Annotated in this window: 19 protein-coding genes and 1 tRNA gene; 13 read left to right on the forward strand and 7 right to left on the reverse strand. The window is 61.9% G+C overall.

Going from position 1 to position 15029, the window contains the following annotated elements; all coding sequences use genetic code 11:
* Window positions 1-25 precede the first annotated feature (25 nt).
* A complete protein-coding gene (locus YUA_RS0131775; RefSeq protein ID WP_027534328.1) occupies window positions 26-871 on the reverse strand; it encodes an SDR family oxidoreductase in 846 nt (281 codons plus the stop codon).
* A 130-nt stretch (window positions 872-1001) separates the two neighbouring features.
* Between YUA_RS0131775 and YUA_RS0131780 the strand changes: the two genes are divergently transcribed.
* The 4 genes from YUA_RS0131780 to YUA_RS0131800 all read left to right on the forward strand — a co-directional run bounded on the left by YUA_RS0131780 (window position 1002) and on the right by YUA_RS0131800 (window position 4527).
* Window positions 1002-1376: a response regulator gene (locus YUA_RS0131780; RefSeq protein ID WP_027534329.1), complete on the forward strand. Its 375-nt coding sequence runs from the start codon at window positions 1002-1004 to the stop codon at window positions 1374-1376.
* A gap of 90 nt (window positions 1377-1466) precedes the next feature.
* Window positions 1467-2078, forward strand: coding sequence for a LysE family translocator (locus tag YUA_RS0131785; RefSeq protein WP_027534330.1), 612 nt, complete (start codon window positions 1467-1469; stop codon window positions 2076-2078).
* Window positions 2079-2666: 588 nt separating this feature from the next.
* A complete protein-coding gene (locus tag YUA_RS0131795; protein WP_027534331.1) occupies window positions 2667-3869 on the forward strand; it encodes a GGDEF domain-containing protein in 1203 nt (400 codons plus the stop codon).
* 37 nt (window positions 3870-3906) lie between these two features.
* Window positions 3907-4527: a peptidoglycan recognition family protein gene (locus YUA_RS0131800; RefSeq protein WP_035972318.1), complete on the forward strand. Its 621-nt coding sequence runs from the start codon at window positions 3907-3909 to the stop codon at window positions 4525-4527.
* Between the two features lie 55 nt (window positions 4528-4582).
* Here YUA_RS0131800 and YUA_RS0131805 read toward each other — a convergent pair whose 3' ends face one another.
* The 3 genes from YUA_RS0131805 to YUA_RS0131815 all read right to left on the reverse strand — a co-directional run bounded on the left by YUA_RS0131805 (window position 4583) and on the right by YUA_RS0131815 (window position 7234).
* Window positions 4583-4924 (reverse strand): hypothetical protein, encoded by a 342-nt coding sequence (locus YUA_RS0131805; RefSeq protein WP_027534333.1) that lies wholly within the window; start codon window positions 4922-4924, stop codon window positions 4583-4585.
* 183 nt (window positions 4925-5107) lie between these two features.
* Window positions 5108-6007 (reverse strand): RNA polymerase sigma factor RpoH, encoded by a 900-nt coding sequence (gene rpoH / locus YUA_RS0131810; RefSeq protein ID WP_027534334.1) that lies wholly within the window; start codon window positions 6005-6007, stop codon window positions 5108-5110.
* Between the two features lie 219 nt (window positions 6008-6226).
* Window positions 6227-7234 carry an RluA family pseudouridine synthase gene (locus tag YUA_RS0131815; protein ID WP_027534335.1) on the reverse strand — a complete coding sequence of 336 codons (1008 nt, stop codon included), beginning with the start codon at window positions 7232-7234 and terminating at the stop codon, window positions 6227-6229.
* Here YUA_RS0131815 and YUA_RS0131820 point away from each other — a divergent pair.
* The gene (locus YUA_RS0131820; RefSeq protein WP_027534336.1) at window positions 7233-7577 is read left to right on the forward strand and encodes a hypothetical protein; all 345 of its coding nucleotides are present in this window, start codon (window positions 7233-7235) and stop codon (window positions 7575-7577) included. The genes YUA_RS0131815 and YUA_RS0131820 overlap by 2 nt on opposite strands.
* A gap of 102 nt (window positions 7578-7679) precedes the next feature.
* Window positions 7680-7754 (forward strand) — tRNA-Glu (locus tag YUA_RS0131825).
* Window positions 7755-7971: 217 nt separating this feature from the next.
* On the opposite strand, the gene YUA_RS0131830 is transcribed toward YUA_RS0131825, so the two are convergent.
* Together YUA_RS0131830 and YUA_RS0131835 are read right to left on the reverse strand one after the other, a co-directional pair.
* Entirely contained in the window at window positions 7972-8430 is a 459-nt protein-coding gene (locus YUA_RS0131830) for a hypothetical protein (protein ID WP_156947374.1), read from the reverse strand.
* Window positions 8390-8950, reverse strand: coding sequence for a hypothetical protein (locus YUA_RS0131835; protein ID WP_156947376.1), 561 nt, complete (start codon window positions 8948-8950; stop codon window positions 8390-8392). The genes YUA_RS0131830 and YUA_RS0131835 overlap by 41 nt, the downstream gene beginning before the upstream one ends.
* 381 nt (window positions 8951-9331) lie before the next feature.
* On the opposite strand from YUA_RS0131835, the gene YUA_RS0131840 reads away from it, so the two are divergent.
* From YUA_RS0131840 to YUA_RS47170, 4 genes are all read left to right on the forward strand, one after another.
* Window positions 9332-9775, forward strand: coding sequence for a hypothetical protein (locus YUA_RS0131840; RefSeq protein WP_156947378.1), 444 nt, complete (start codon window positions 9332-9334; stop codon window positions 9773-9775).
* A 24-nt stretch (window positions 9776-9799) separates the two neighbouring features.
* Complete coding sequence (locus YUA_RS0131845; protein WP_027534340.1) at window positions 9800-10447, forward strand: DUF1780 domain-containing protein; 648 nt, start codon at window positions 9800-9802, stop codon at window positions 10445-10447.
* Between the two features lie 178 nt (window positions 10448-10625).
* The gene (locus tag YUA_RS0131850) at window positions 10626-11504 is read left to right on the forward strand and encodes a toll/interleukin-1 receptor domain-containing protein (protein WP_027534341.1); all 879 of its coding nucleotides are present in this window, start codon (window positions 10626-10628) and stop codon (window positions 11502-11504) included.
* A gap of 20 nt (window positions 11505-11524) precedes the next feature.
* Window positions 11525-12403, forward strand: a complete 879-nt coding sequence (locus YUA_RS47170) for a hypothetical protein (protein WP_051383478.1) — start codon at window positions 11525-11527, stop codon at window positions 12401-12403.
* Here YUA_RS47170 and YUA_RS0131860 read toward each other — a convergent pair.
* Window positions 12396-13049 (reverse strand): helix-turn-helix domain-containing protein, encoded by a 654-nt coding sequence (locus YUA_RS0131860; protein WP_027534342.1) that lies wholly within the window; start codon window positions 13047-13049, stop codon window positions 12396-12398. The genes YUA_RS47170 and YUA_RS0131860 overlap by 8 nt on opposite strands.
* Window positions 13050-13563: 514 nt before the next feature.
* Here YUA_RS0131860 and YUA_RS45595 point away from each other — a divergent pair.
* From YUA_RS45595 to YUA_RS51280, 3 genes are read left to right on the forward strand one after another with little or no spacing between them, the layout of a single operon-like run.
* A complete protein-coding gene (locus YUA_RS45595) occupies window positions 13564-13839 on the forward strand; it encodes a helix-turn-helix domain-containing protein (protein WP_035972320.1) in 276 nt (91 codons plus the stop codon).
* A 4-nt stretch (window positions 13840-13843) separates the two neighbouring features.
* The gene (locus YUA_RS0131870) at window positions 13844-14125 is read left to right on the forward strand and encodes a hypothetical protein (protein WP_027534343.1); all 282 of its coding nucleotides are present in this window, start codon (window positions 13844-13846) and stop codon (window positions 14123-14125) included.
* A 14-nt stretch (window positions 14126-14139) separates the two neighbouring features.
* The gene (locus tag YUA_RS51280) at window positions 14140-15024 is read left to right on the forward strand and encodes a hypothetical protein (protein ID WP_051383479.1); all 885 of its coding nucleotides are present in this window, start codon (window positions 14140-14142) and stop codon (window positions 15022-15024) included.
* Window positions 15025-15029 lie beyond the last annotated feature (5 nt).

A 15029-nucleotide genomic window follows, 5' to 3' on the forward strand; every position in this document is an offset into this window, starting at 1 on the left:
TGGAGGCAGGGCGGACGCCACTTACCTACTTCGCAGCCCCCTTCGCCATCTTCTCCAGCCGCCGCTGCAGCGGCGCCCAATAGGTCCCCGGGTGGAAGCGCTGCAACATGTCCATGAACCTTGCGTCGTTGCCGATCAGGATGCGCGGCTCGTTTTTCTCGATGCCTCTGATGATCCGCAGCGCTGCGTTCTTCGGTGTCGTCCGCGCCGCGGTCTCGAACCGATCGATCATTTGCGCGCGGCGCGCATTGTCGGCGACGCCAACCCCGGTGCGGGATGAACGCGCGATGCTCGTAGCGACGCCGCCGGGATGCACGACCGACAGTTTGACCGGGCTGCCCGCGACCACAAGCTCATGGCGAACGCTCTCGGAAAATCCACGCACCGCGAATTTTGCCGCCGCATAGGCCGATTGTCCGGGCGGCGCGATGATGCCGAAGATCGAGGAGACGTTGACGATATGCGCCTCGGCCAGCGTCTTCAGATGCGGCAGGAAGGCGCGGGTGCCGTGCACCACGCCCCAGAAATTGATGTCGAACAGCCAGTCCATCTGCGCCTGGTCGATCTCCTCGAATTGTCCGAGCAGCGCCACGCCGGCATTGTTGACGAGGATGTTGAGCGCGGGATGCGCCACGATCGCGTCGCGCGCGAATTGCGCAATATCACTGGGCTCGCTGACGTCGACGCGATGCACGCTGATTTTGCGCGCTTTGTCGTTTCCTTGGCCGATCTCCGCGGCGAGCGTCTTCAGCCCCGCCTCGTCGCGATCGGCGAGCGCGAGGTCACAGCCGCGTTGCGCGAGTTCGATTGCGAGCGCACGGCCGATGCCGCTTGCCGCTCCCGTGATGGCGGCGCCGCGAATCACCGTCATGATGCCTCCCGTCAAGTCCCTCATCGGGAATAAGGATTTACATTTTTTCAGAATGGAACCGAACCATATCGCATCTTGTGTCCTTAACCCACGGTACTTAAGCGGATGCGAGCATTTTTGGAGCAGCCAGATGGGTCAGGCACAACCATTTCAAGCGACCGCGTTGATCGTTGAAGACGATGTCATGCAGCGGGAGATGCTGAGTCTCCTTCTTGAAGAGAGCGGGTATCTGGTCATCCAGTGCGAAAGTGCGGAAGCCGCCGAACGCGTGCTGGACAAGAACGCCGGCGCGCTTTGCCTGATGCTGACGGACGTGCAACTCGCCGGCTGCATGAATGGCGTCGAGCTCGCCCATGTCGCCAAGGATCGCAATCCGAAGCTCGACGTCGTGGTGACCTCGGGCCGCCCCTTGATGCAGCCGTTGCCCGACGGCGCAAAATTCTGGGCCAAGCCGTGGGCGCCGCTTGACGTGCTGCGGGAAGCAGAGATCGCCCTGCTAAACTAAAGCGCGTTCGCGCTTCAGGTCTTGCTCGATCTGGCGGCGCTGACCGTGTCGTGACTTCTCCGCCATGGCCGGGAGTGGTAAGGATCAGGCATGTCCTGGTCCTTCCTGCTCACCTCGCTCATTGTCATCGCCTCGCCCGGCACCGGCGTGCTTTACACACTGGCGGCGGCGCTGACGCGCGGCTCGCGCGCCAGCGTGGCGGCGGCCTTCGGCTGCACGCTCGGGATCGTGCCGCACATGATCGCGGCTATGCTTGGGCTTGCTGCCGTGCTGCACACCAGCGCGCTCGCCTTCGCCGCCCTGAAATGGTGCGGCGTGGCCTATCTGCTCTACATGTCCTGGCAGGCGCTGCGCGAGCAAGGTGCGCTTGCGGTCGATGGCGAGATCAAGGAGCGCTCCGGCCGCCGGGTCATCGTCACCGGCTTCCTGATCAACATCCTCAACCCAAAACTCTCGATCTTCTTCCTCGCCTTCCTGCCGCAGTTCATCGCGGCGGACGAGGCGCATGTGCTGGCGCGAATGCTGGAATTGAGCGGCGCCTTCATGGCGATGACCTTTGGGGTGTTCGTCGTCTACGGCCTGTGTGCAGCCTCCGTGCGCGAGCGCGTCATCTCCCGTCCCGGCGTGATGGCCTGGCTGCGCCGCTCCTTTGCGGCAGGCTTTGCCCTGCTAGGTGCCAAGCTGGCGTTCGCCGAGCGGTAGCCAATAAAAAAGCGGGCCTCGCGGCCCGCCACCTTCAATCTCTCAACCTGACCCGACGCCCGGGCGGAGCGTACTCCACCCGGGCAAAGAACATGCTGCGCTACTTCTTCTTCGCGGCCTTCTTGGCCTTTTTCTTCGTCGCCTTCTTCGCCTTCTTCGCTTTCTTAGCCATAGGATCCTCTTAAGGGTTAATGGTGAAACGCGACACGAGGAACGCTCGGCGGAGGGCCAGCCTCGCAACATCCTCAATGACAAACTCAGCAGATTCGCAGGTCTATGCCCCGTGCTGTCACATCTGTGTCATTACGTTATCCACAGCTCAGATGCATTTTCGGGTGATTTTGGTCGGCGAATCCGCATCGCGACGCGCATCGACGCGATCGCGATGCACGCCGGCGATGTGCCTAACGATCAGATAATCGAGAGACGCCGTTCATGAATCCAAAACCAAGGGCGCGCTTTCGACGATCGCAGTGAGGATCCGTTAAGTGCAACCGGCACATGATCCTCCGCAAGAACACGGGGACGGGTCATGGACGATCGGCTGCCAAAGACAGGGGGCGGGACGCTGCGCGTGCTGCGGGCGTCATGCTGAACGTACCGACGCTTTGGATGGTCTTCGTCGTCAACTTCTCGGCACTCGGCCTGATCTGGGCCTATGTCACGCGCTCCTATCCGAAATTCGAGGCTGCGCGGTACTGGATGGCATCGGCCTTCGTCGGTGCGGCCGGGGCGATGACGGCTCTGGTCCGCATGTTCGTCGATTCTCCTGCGCCGCTTGTGGTCGGAGCCGCCGGCATTATCGCGGCGAGTTGCCTGGCCGCCATGGGCATTCAGCGCTTCTATGACCGGCCGGTGCATCTGCGCCTCATGATCGCGACTGGGGTGGCGAGCCTCGCCGGTGTCGTGCTCTTCAAGATCGCTTTCGACCAGATGCAGCTGCGCATGCTCAGCTACACGGTCGGGCAGGGCCTGCCGCTGGTGCTGTCGCTGCGTCTTCTGCTGTCGCCGCCGGAAGGCCGCGTCAGCCCGGGCGCGCGGCTGTCCGGCATAGTCATCCTCACGATCATCGCGATCTTCGTGGCGCGCGCGGTCGGCAATTCGCTCGGCGGCGATTTTTCCGCGGTGGCCGGCGGTCAGGGCCATGCCGTCATGGTGCTGGCGCTGCTCTTCCTCTCGATGACGCTCAATTTCGGCTTCCTGCTGATGGCGATGGACCGGTTGCGCAACGAGGTCGCGGATCTCGCGCTGCTCGACGATCTCACCGGCGTCGCCAACCGCCGCCATCTGCTGCAGCGGCTGTCGGAGGAATGCGCCCGTTCGGAGCGCAGCGGCGAGCCGTTCTCGCTGCTGGTGATCGATCTCGACGGCTTCAAGACCATCAACGACACCCATGGCCATGCCGCGGGCGATGCCTGCCTCCAACACTTCACGCTGATGGCGCAGACGCGCTTAAGGCCCGGCGACATGCTCGCCCGCACCGGTGGCGACGAGTTCTGCGTCGTGCTGCCGTCCTCCTCCATGCGCGAAGGCGCGCTGATCGCCCGCCGCGTGCTCGAGGTCTGCCGCCAGGATGCCGCGGGCTGCTCCGGCAACGACATTCCGATCGCGATCTCGATCGGGGTTGCGGAATGGGATCGCGGCATCGGCCAATTCCCTGATAGGCTGATTGCCCACGCCGACCATGCCCTCTATGCCGCCAAGAAGAACGGCAAGAACGACCTTGCGGTCTATGACCCGGCGCCGCCGCTCTCGCCCGAGCCGGTCGAAGCCGCACGAAAATTCGCTTGAAGCCTGCTACGCTCGGGTCTGTTGTTGGATCCCCGTGATGCTGTCCCGCCTGTTCGCGGCTGTTGTCGCCGCTCTTCTGATCGTTCCCGCCGCCGCAATGGATGCCGAGCTCGCAAAGCTCGCACGCAGCAGCGGCACGCCCGACATTCCCGGCCTGAAGATCGTCTGGCTCGCGCCATGGGGCGATGTCGCCAACGCCCACGCCTGGCGCAACATCATCGTGCACCAGACCGAAGGGCCAACGGGCTCAGCGCGCGGCGGCGCGCAGGCGCAGTCGAAGAATCCCACCCGGCGCGGCGTGATGATCTGGGTCGAGACCGACGGCACGGTCTACTGGTCGGTCGCGGAAAATCTGGTGCCGACCCATACCGACGGCGCCAACCGCAACGACAACAAATATGTCGACAACAGCGCGACCTATCATCAGGTCGTGCGCGACAATTCGATCGGCGTCGAGTTCGCCGGCAACTATCCCGATGTCGCGATCGGCCCGACGGCGGCGCAGGTCGCGGCCTGGAAGATCCTGGTCCAGGTCCTGCGCGCGCGTTACGGCATCCCGCTCGACCACGTCTATGCCCACAACTGGATCGACTTCAAGGACGCCCGCTATTGCGAGGGCTGCTGGCTCGCAACGCTGGCGCGGATGTGGGGGGAGTAGGAGGTGTGCTCCCTCTCCCCGCAAGCGGGCCGAGTGAAGAAGAGGCGCCGTGACCCTACACCGGCTGCGCCATCCAGCCGAACAAGCGCCGGATCAATCCCGGCTGCTCTGGCAATTCCGGCGGCCCGTCTGCGGCCAGCACGCGTTTGAAGAAGTAGTCCAGGAACACCATGTCGTTCGGCTCGGTGACGGTGAATTCCTCCTCGCCGAAATACACGCTGTAATTAAAGAAGAACGGCCCGATGATCGGGATCGTTGCGGTCGAGGCATAGTCCTTGGAGATCACAAACTCCGATGGGTCGAGGCCGTGGTCGCGCATGGCCTGCTCGACCAGCGGAAGCTTGCGCATGAACTGGGCGGAGAAGCCGCCGACGGTGGATTGCAGGATGATCGACACGGCGTGTGTCCGCTCTCTGAATGTGGCCCGATAATCCTTGGTCGGTTGACCCGTCACAGGCGTTCAAGATGCCCCGCCGGCGCATCCCACGAACGTGCCGCAGCTCACACAACAAAAAGCCGGCGTTGCCGCCGGCTTTTCGTCTCTTGTCGATCCGCCAATTCTTGGCGCGGAAGTCTGCGCTTAGTGCGCGGCTTCCAGCGCGGCCTGTTCGGCCCTTGCAATCGTGCCCTTGACCGCGGACTGCACCTTCTCGAAGGCGCGGACCTCGATCTGGCGGACGCGCTCGCGCGACACGCCGAACTCGGCAGCAAGGTCTTCCAGCGTCATCGGCTCATCTGCGAGGCGACGGGCCTCGAAGATGCGGCGTTCGCGCGGGTTAAGCACACCCATGGCGCCGGTGAGGGCGTCGCGGCGGTGATCATATTCCTCGTGCTCGGCCAGCATGGCTTCCTGGTTGGGCGTATTGTCGACCAGCCAGTCCTGCCATTCGCCGGCTTCGCCGTCGTCGCGGATCGGAGCGTTGAGCGACGCGTCGCCACCGAGGCGGCGGTTCATGTCGATCACGTCCTGATCGGTGACGCCGAGGCGCTTGGCAATGATCTTCACCTGGTCGGGGCGGAGATCGCCCTCGTCCAGCGCGTTGATCTTGCTCTTCGCCTTGCGCAGGTTGAAGAACAGCTTCTTCTGGTTCGCGGTGGTGCCCATCTTCACGAGCGACCAGGAACGCAGGATGTACTCTTGAATCGACGCCTTGATCCACCACATCGCGTAGGTGGCGAGACGGAAGCCCTTTTCGGGTTCGAAACGCTTGACCGCCTGCATCAGGCCGACATTGCCTTCCGAGACGACCTCGGAGATCGGCAAGCCGTAGCCGCGATAGCCCATGGCGATCTTGGCCACGAGCCGGAGATGGCTGGTGACGAGTTGGTGCGCAGCGTCGCGATCATCGTGTTCGCGCCAACGCTTGGCCAGCATGTATTCCTGCTGGGGTTCCAGCATCGGGAACTTGCGGATTTCGCCGAGGTAGCGTGAAAGGCCGGATTCTCCATTGAGGACCGGCAGAGCAGCGGTACGGGCCATTGTGAAGCCCTCCAAAGGTTCAGGCCCCCGATAGCGGCGGGCCAGGCAGACGACCGCTTGGTTAAAGCCGGCCGTAGCTGCGATGTTCCGCGTTGGTCATTTCCAACGCAGCCGCAATATACCCCATGGGGGGTCAAAAAGGGAAGGATTGCTGACGTCACGTCCCCGTGTGGCAGCTATAACTTTTTGTAAGGTAAGGGTTTTCTCAAAGCCCCTGCGTCATAGCGCCGCTTTCAACGCGCTTTCCAGGAGAAGCAAATCCTCCGGCAGGCCCGCCTCCCAGTGAAGAAGTTCTCCGGTCCGGGGGTGCTCAAGTACCAGCAAATAAGCATGCAGGGCTTGCCGCCCAAGCGCCGTTAAAGTGGCCTGCGACTCGGGGCCGAGCTGGTTCGCCTTGGTCTTGAAATGCGGGCCATAGATCGCGTCGCCCATCAGGGGATGGCCGATATGGGCGAGGTGGACGCGGATCTGGTGGGTGCGCCCGGTCTCGAGCTCGCAGGCCAGCAGCGAAGCGATCGGCTTGCCGTCGCGGCTGGCAAAACTCTCGAGTAGCTCCCAATGCGTCACCGCCTCGCGGCCGCCCTGGCGCACCGCCATCTTCTCCCGCGCATGCGGATGGCGGTCGATCGGCGCGTCGACCGTGCCGCGATGGCGGCCGGGCAGGCCCCAGGCGAACGCCATGTAGCCGCGCCGCATCGGCCCGGTGCGGCCGTGGTCGGCGAACTGGGCGGTGAGCGAGGCATGGGCGAGGTCGTTCTTGGCGACCACCATCAGCCCGGTCGTGTCCTTGTCCAGCCGGTGCACGATGCCGGGTCGGCGCACCCCGCCGATGCCCGACAGCGAGGTGCCGCAATGGGCGATCAGCGCGTTCACCAAGGTGCCGGTCTCGTGGCCGGCGGCGGGATGCACCACCAGCCCCTTCGGCTTGTTGATGACGATGATGTCGTCGTCCTCGAACACGATATCGAGGGCGATATCCTCGCCCTTGGGCTCTGGCGGGGCCGCCTCCGGCACGTCGATTATGATCGTATCGCCGGATGTGACGTGATAAGCGGGGTCGCGGACCGCGGCGGCCTTCAGGCTCACCGCGCCCGCCAGAATCAGGGTTTTGAGCCTTGATCGCGACAGGTCGGGAAGGCGCGCCGCCAGCACGCGGTCGAGCCGGGCCGAGCCCTCGTCGCCTTCGACCGTGACCTCCAACCTTTGCGCAGAGCCCATAATTTCCATGACGACGTCTGATACCGCTGTTCCCGAACCGACCCCCGAGCAGGCCGCGCTGTTCGCGCGGGTGCGGCGGATGATGCTGATCGCGGGGTTGACCTCGGCGCTGGCCATCTGCGCCGTCCTGATCGCGGTGGGCTACCGCCTTTTCAAGTCGGAGGGAAGGGCGCCTGAGACCGTGGGCGACGTCACCGCCACCCTGCCGAAGGGCGCCAGAATCGTCTCGACCGGGGTTGCCGGCGACCGCCTTGTGGTCACGCTCGATATCGGCGGCGTCACCGAGATCCGCACCTTCGATGCGCACACTTTGAAGCCGGCCGGAAAGCTGAAATTTGCCAATGAGCCGTAAGGCCGGCTTCGGAACTCGCCAAGACGACGGTTAAGCGGCCGTTCGAAACCCCCGATCGAGGCTTGCCGCCGACAAAATTCGCGGCTATGTCCTCTCCCTCACGCTCCCTTCGTCTAGCGGTTAGGACGCGGCCCTCTCAAGGCTGAAACAGGGGTTCGATTCCCCTAGGGAGCGCCAGAAATTTCAATGACTTAGACCCGATTTGGAGAAGTCGTCGAATATCCGTTGAATAAACGTCGGCGAACTTTGGCGAACTCCGCCGCGCTACTCAGTAGGTCCAGCCGCAGCTTATTCTCCCTTCCATCGCCGGCTAGCGTTCGCCGCATTCTGCGTACGTTGAGATCGTCACGAGCACCTGCTGCGGGAATCATCACACCGCGCCGGTCACGGTGAATCAGGCGTGAAAATTTTTCCTGATGAACGTGCCATTTTCGTCAACCAAAACGCTGAAGCGTCCACCGTCGATCGCCTGTTCGATTTCCTGCTGCGTCCTCCCTGCGACTCGTATCTGCTTCACGCTTTCGCCGAACGAGTCGCGCAGCAGGCGTCCTCGCAGTGCAAAGTTAAGTTCACCCAACTCGAAGTGATCTGGCATCACGGCCTTCTCGGTAATCGTCTCGTTCCCCATGTCGCACTCGGTATAAAAAAGTGGTCGTTCTTTCAGGCTCAGATTCATGAAGGCGAAGTCAACCATGACCTCGCGCGCTTGGATCTCTGACAACGATCCTTCGATTTTCTCGAGTTTTGGCATCGCGCCATTTATTGCCCCGCATGCGTCGTTGAAGGTCGTGACCAGCGCAACATTTCCGAGCCTAAGAAGCATGGTCTGGGCGTCGATAGTCGAACTGCTCACGCCATGCTTCGGTCTTCGCTGCAAAAGCCCCCAGCGATCCAAACACTTCTTTCTCCAGAGAAGCTCCGTTCACAAAGCACCGCACGAGGCAGTGCATATGATGCAGTGCCTGCCAGTCATATAGGTCTCCGATCTTGTCATCTGGTTTGCGAAGATCGTGGTGTATTTGAAACTCCCTGTCCTTGAGATGGACCTTGAGAAAGATCAGGCCCAACCAGACGAATAACTCCAACCCGTTGCCCTCGGCGATGTGCTTCTGCACGGCCTCCGGGCCGGCATTGACGACCTTGCTGATCCGCTCTTCGATCTGGCGTCCCATCAGCGAGTTGCAGTCCTGGCAGCAGGGGACTTTGAAGCGTCCATACTTGACGATCCCGCCATTCGGCAGGGTGATCGTCCTGTCGAACAGATTGAATTTCCGCGGCACCCACTCGGGAATAACATGCTCGTCGTTGAACACTTTTGACCCAGGCTGCGCGCCGCAGATAAAGCAGCAGCGACCAAAACAGATATCGTTCACGAACCGATCTTTGCTAAAGAACAGAACATTACCGCTATGATCCAGGAACGAACCGTCTGAAGTCTTATGCCAAGCCATTGTCACCAACCGTCGCCGCCGCGAGCTTAAGCCCTACGTCGCCCGGCATTGTCCTGCTACTGAAAGGGGGATCGCGGAATTGCGGCACCCCCGGGCTGGGATATCGGAGTGAACACGCTCCGGCCAGTGGGCCTCGGTCCTGCTTAAGGGATACTTATGTCGAGGAACTCAAGAAAAGCTCAACGGCGACGGAAATGGCGGCGCCGCCTCAAGTCTGGGGTACGAACGCCGTCCGATGCGATACATCAGGGGCTCGGGGAGTTTTTGACCGAGATGGGCCGCGTCGAGTTCAGGATGCTCCTGTTGATGGACCTCATCAATGAGGCACCGCTCGAAGCGCTGTTCGACGAATATTCCGGGCGAACATTCGCAGACAAGATCAAGATCTTCAAGAAATGGTGTGACTTCGGGGGTGTGCCCGATGAACACAAGGCGACGCTGCAACGCCTCTACAAGGAGCTGGATGAGTTGCGGCCGATACGCAATTTCCTGGTCCATGGCGAGACATGGGAAGGCGCCTTCAAGGGCAAGCCGCACCAGCCCTATCGGGTCGGGCTCGTGAAAAAGAACCTTGAATATCTCGACGAATTCGAGCGCGCCGAACACGGTCCAAACGTCTTTGACGTCCAGCAGGTGCGCGACGCGACCAAGCGCTGCGCCGGGATTCATCAGGAGCTAGCCGAGTTGCGCGATGCGATTGCCGCGACCGCCGTGCCATTTGAAGAAGAAGTCACAGAAACTGGGTGACCAGGCGCGCTATCTTTGGAGACAATGACCCTTTCCGACAACGCAATTCTCGCCAAACTGCGCGAATACGCTGATCGCGCCCGGCGCCTTTTCTCAAATCCGCAAAAGCCGGAGCGTGAGCGCATGATCGTGCGCGCATTCCTTCGTTGTGCCGGGGAAGCCTTCGAGGACGGCGAGATCATTGCGAGCAACGAAGAGCCGATCGACGTCAGATTTCGAGCCGCCGATTTCCAAATCATGGAGGTCGTTGGCAACAAGAGACGCGGACTAGAGTGGCGTCAGCGTCAGGACCGATATCGCGATGCGCAACGTGTCGCAGATGTACTGGAGCCGTACACGCCCTCGCAGCCGGTGTCGTTCGACGACGCGGCACAGCTCGTCGCCCACCGCCTGTCGGCGAAAGCCGCGCGTTATGGCGCCGCCACCTGCGCGAGCTTGGATGCTTTGATCTACATTGATCTTCACAATCGGCATCTATGGCCGCTTGAGTCGACCGGCCATGGGCATGCCATTGCCGTGCTTCAAACCCAAGGCTGGAGATCGGTCTCCATGCTCTTTGTGCCCTATGGCGTCGTGCTGCTGGCAGCGCCGACAGCTCCGGCGGTCATAAGCGCGAGAGCGGGAAGGGTTCTGAACGAATGGCCCGGACTCGCTGGGCTATTTGACCCCTGATAGGCCACTGGCGATCTGCGCTTGTTCTTGCCGAAAGCCTCAGCGGGTATTTCTGCTCATCTTCGTCGGACCTTGCGCGATCGGATCAGTGCGCCGGCGTGAAAATTCCGATAAAACCGCCGGTAACACCTCCAAAGCACGAAGCCCAATCCCGAAACCGGCAACAGCGGTCGTCTCGATGTACAATCTTCTTGTTTCCTCCAATGCCCAGGCCTGGAACGGCGAGCCCTGGCAGATCGAATTCTCGCGCTGTGTCCGCGAATACACCGAAAACGCGATCACCGAGCGGTTCGGAGCACTGGACGAGGCCGCGGTCTCGGAACTCAAACGTTTGCCGTGTATCTTCGCCTACGAAGCATTCAACCAGCTCGCGCCGAAATTCGGCCTGATCCGTGATATCGCGAAACGGCAGGGACAGGTTCGGATCGAATACGAGCTCCAAGCGATTGATCCATTTCTGTCCGCCGACGATCTGGAACAGCTCACCTTCGAGCTCGACATCGGTAATTGGGAGATGAACCGGACGCATTGGGCGGTCAAGGACGTCAATCTTGCGAAGGAATTGCATGCCGCGCGGCGTATTACGCTGCCGTCATGGACCGGGCAGGCCACCAAGACTGTCGATATCACCAGGCATAATTTCGACGTGGCTCTTTCTTTTCCGGGAGAGGTGAGAGCGATCGTCGAACAAGTCGCGCGCGAGCTGGAGGCGAGAATCGGCCCGAACTCCTACTTCTACGACAGCAACTACGTGTCGCAACTGGCGCGGCCATCGCTCGACACCTTATTGCAGGAGATCTATCGGCATCGTTCCAAGCTCATCGTCGTGTTCCTGGGCTCCGATTATCAGAGGAAGGACTGGTGCGGCATCGAGTTTCGGGCGATCAGGGAGATCATCATGGAGCGGGACAATGCCCGCATCATGTTCGTGCGAACCGACGACGGCGCTGTCGACGGCGTTTTCAAGACCGACGGCTACGTCGACGCGCGCAGGTTCAGCCCTGCGCAGATCGCACAATTCATCTGCGAGCGCTTGGCCGTGCTTGCCCCCGCCTAGTCACTATGGACAGGACACCGATGACCTCCGATGTAGATGAAGCGCCGAAGGAACTCTCGGAGGTTACGCGGCGCGCCGTTATCGACCATTTCAGCATTGCGAAGCTGAGTTGGGCCGGCCGGTTGCAGGACGACGAATTTCTGGCAAGGCTTTACGACTTATCGAAGCTGCCGTCCTTTGACCATCGCTATCAAGATGCCGCCGGCGACATCTATCAGCACTGTGTACGCAATTGCGACTGGGAGAGCGACTGGGTCTTCTACGATCGCCGGTTCAATTTGATGTACGGACCGGATGCCGAATTTCTCCGCTTTCTCTGCGAGACCGTGCACCCGGTCGTACGGCCCGCCGACGATGAAGTATCGACGCTCGTGCGTGTCTATAACGAGGCGTTGACGCCTGACGGCTATCAAGTGGTGGCCGGAAAGACCATTTCCGGCAAACCGATCTTTGTCGCGCAATCCGCCCGCCGCGCGGTCGTCTTCGAGGAGCCGACTGGCTGGCAGAAAGTCGACCGCCAGCTCCAGGAGATGCGGCTTCGGCTCGATAGCGCCGAGACGGAGGAGCAATATCAAGGCGTCGGGCTGCTCTGCCGCGAGGCGCTGATCTCCGTGGCGCAGGAGGTTTACGATCCCACCCGGCATCCGCTCATCGACGACAAGACCCCGAGCGACACCGACGCCAAGCGGATGCTAGAGGCAATTTTCGAAGCGGAGCTGAAAGGCTCAAGCAACGAAGAGGCCCGCGCTCACGCGAAGGCGGCGGTCCGCCTGGCCTTGGCGCTCCAGCACAAGCGGTTCGCCGATTTTAGAACCGCCGCGCTCTGCGCCGAAGGGACTTGGTCGGTCGTGAACATGCTCGCAATCATCGTCGGCCGGAGAGGCCGGCGCCTCACGTAGTCTTCGGCCCGGACGGTAACGTCACCACGCGGCGATCGACCATCAGGTGCCGCCGCTTCGCCGCGCCCGGGTCGGTGAGCCGCGGCGTGATCGAGACGACCGCGACCTTCCAGTCGGGCAAACGATCTTGCGGAGCCGGCATCACTCCCGACAGGACGGTCAGGCCCCGTCGTTCGAGGTCGGCGACACAGGCTAGGATGTCGTTGTAGAGGTCGCGCCGACCCCGCTCGGACGGCGGGGGATCGGACAGGATAAATGACGCGAGATCGAGCCATTCCTGCAAACCTGCGATGTCATCGTCATAGACGTCGGACCCCTCCGGACGATGAATCAGGACGGCATCACAACGCGCAGCGTCGCGAACGGCGCGATGCGTCGTCATCGGCCCAACCGGGACGATTTCAAGATGGGAATAGGTGTCCACCAGGCTGGCCGCCGCTTGCTCGGCGCCCAATGGCAGGCGGGGCGTCGTGAAATATCCCGCCTCATAGCCGAATGCCTGGGCGATCCTGTCCAGGGCGTCGTCGCTCACGCGCTCGCCGCGTTCGATGCGCTCCACGGTCGAGACCGAGACACGCGCGAAGTAGGCGAGTGTCGTCGTCTTCCATTGCCGCAGGCCGCGGTTCCAGCGCACCACGAACGCCACCAGTTCGATCGGGCGGCGCCGTCGGGACGTCGATTGGCCTCTCCGGTAGTTGTGTGATCTTGTCCAACAGGTCTTGGGTCGTCATCGGCATGGGCTCCTTTCATGGCCGAAAGGATGCACGATCCTCGCCGGCCAAAAGAGCCCGAAAAATCCTTCAGGCGTGGGAAACTCAAAGCTCATGCGCGCCCCTCGCGTACAGTCTGGACCACCAGCGAGCCGGCGGTGAACGGTCGAAGCGGTTCGTCCTCAGGTTTTGTGGGGTGAATCCAAGCCGCCCAATCTTCGGATCGGAGCACCACGATCTGGCGATTGTGATAGGGCGCTACATCCGCGCAGGGCGCTGTCGTCATCCATCCTTGCCAAGTAGCAACGAGCAGACTGGACGGGAAGGGGACCGCCGTTGATGAGATCTGCAGACGCAGCCCATAGCGGTCCTAAACTTTAGCTATAAGATATATGCCATATTTTGGCCATACTTAAGGTAATAAAATTTAAGTGGAACCGAGGATGGGAAATGCCGCTCAATCTTTCCAATAGCCAGGCGCTCGGCCGCACCTACGCGGCCGCGCGTATGATGGCGGGTCTGGATCAAGGAGGGCTCGCGGCCCAAGCCGGCATTTCTGCAGGCACGGTTTCCAACGTCGAGCGTGGGCGGGATTCCAGACCTGAGACCCTGAAAGCAATCCGTCTTGCCCTGAATCGGGAAGGGGTCTTGATTGGATTCAGCCGCAACAACGGCTTGGCGACGGTGTCGATCGCTTTTGCCGCCGATGATTCAGATGAGGAGTGATGTCATGCGTACCTATTTTGGAGAGTTTAACCGCGTCGTCGGCGACAGCATCCGCAACGCAAAGAGAATTTTGCGATCCTGGGGTCTCGACGCCGAATCGATTCCGCACAAGACCGCGCTGCGGATCGAGCGGCCGGAGGATATGTCGTGGACCGATTTCAAGCGTGCGATCCGCGCTGCACTGCAGCCCCGTCGCGGATCGGTGATGATCTCTAGCGAGTCCACTGGGCGGACCTACGTCTGCAGCAATCGCGGCAACCAGCCCGGTACTTTCCAGCGTCAGTGAGGAGGGGCTGGGCGATGCTGGCCTTTCACGAAACCGAGACGTGCGAGGGCATCATCCAGCACCTTGAGCAACGCGAGCGCGTACCGCGCTCGGACGTGCAGATCCGCGACCGGGGGAGCGAGACGTCGGCGGATGCCCGCGTCGAGATGACGTTCCGTCTGGGCGGCCAGCTCTATGCCCTCGAGCACACCGGCATCGAGCCTTTCGACGGCTTCATGGCACACCAGAATCGCGGATCGTCATTATTCGCGCCGCTTCAGGCGGCTGCGGCTGCATCGCTGAGCGCCATGCTGGCCGACGGCGTCGTCATCGAAATGCATCTGCCGATCGACGCCTTCACGAACCGCAAGATGCCCGAGGTCCGCGCCATTCAGACCGCGTTGCTCACATGGATCACCGCCACCGCGCCGACGCTGCCGCCACGACGCTATGCCGACTATCGGGGCACGCTGACGACAGCCCAGCCGACCGGCGTGCCGTTCCAGGTGTCACTGGTGCGGTTCGACGGCATCGCCGGCATGGGGGGCCGCTTCCAGCTCAAGCGTCTGACGCGCGGCGTCGAGACGCCACGGGTAGAGCGCATCGCGCGCGCCTGCGAAAAGAAGTTTCCCAAGCTCGCCCGCTGGAAACAGTCGGATGCCGCCCGGACCGTTCTCGTGTTCGAGGACAATGACGTGCAGCTCACCAATGTCTCCATCGTCACTGAGGCTTACCTGCCGCTCGCCACCGTCCGCGCCGACGCTCCGGACGAGACCTACTTGGTCTCGACCTGCACGTCGCCCTGGTACGCCTGGCCGGTTTTGGTCGATGGCCGGAGCTATTTCGACCTCGCGGCGATCAGCCACCCCATCCATTTCGAGATGGACGCCAGCGGCCGTCTCCTCACACCAGCAACTTGACGGCG

Source organism: Bradyrhizobium sp. WSM3983 (assembly GCF_000473045.1).
Taxonomy (GTDB): Bacteria; Pseudomonadota; Alphaproteobacteria; order Rhizobiales; family Xanthobacteraceae; genus Bradyrhizobium.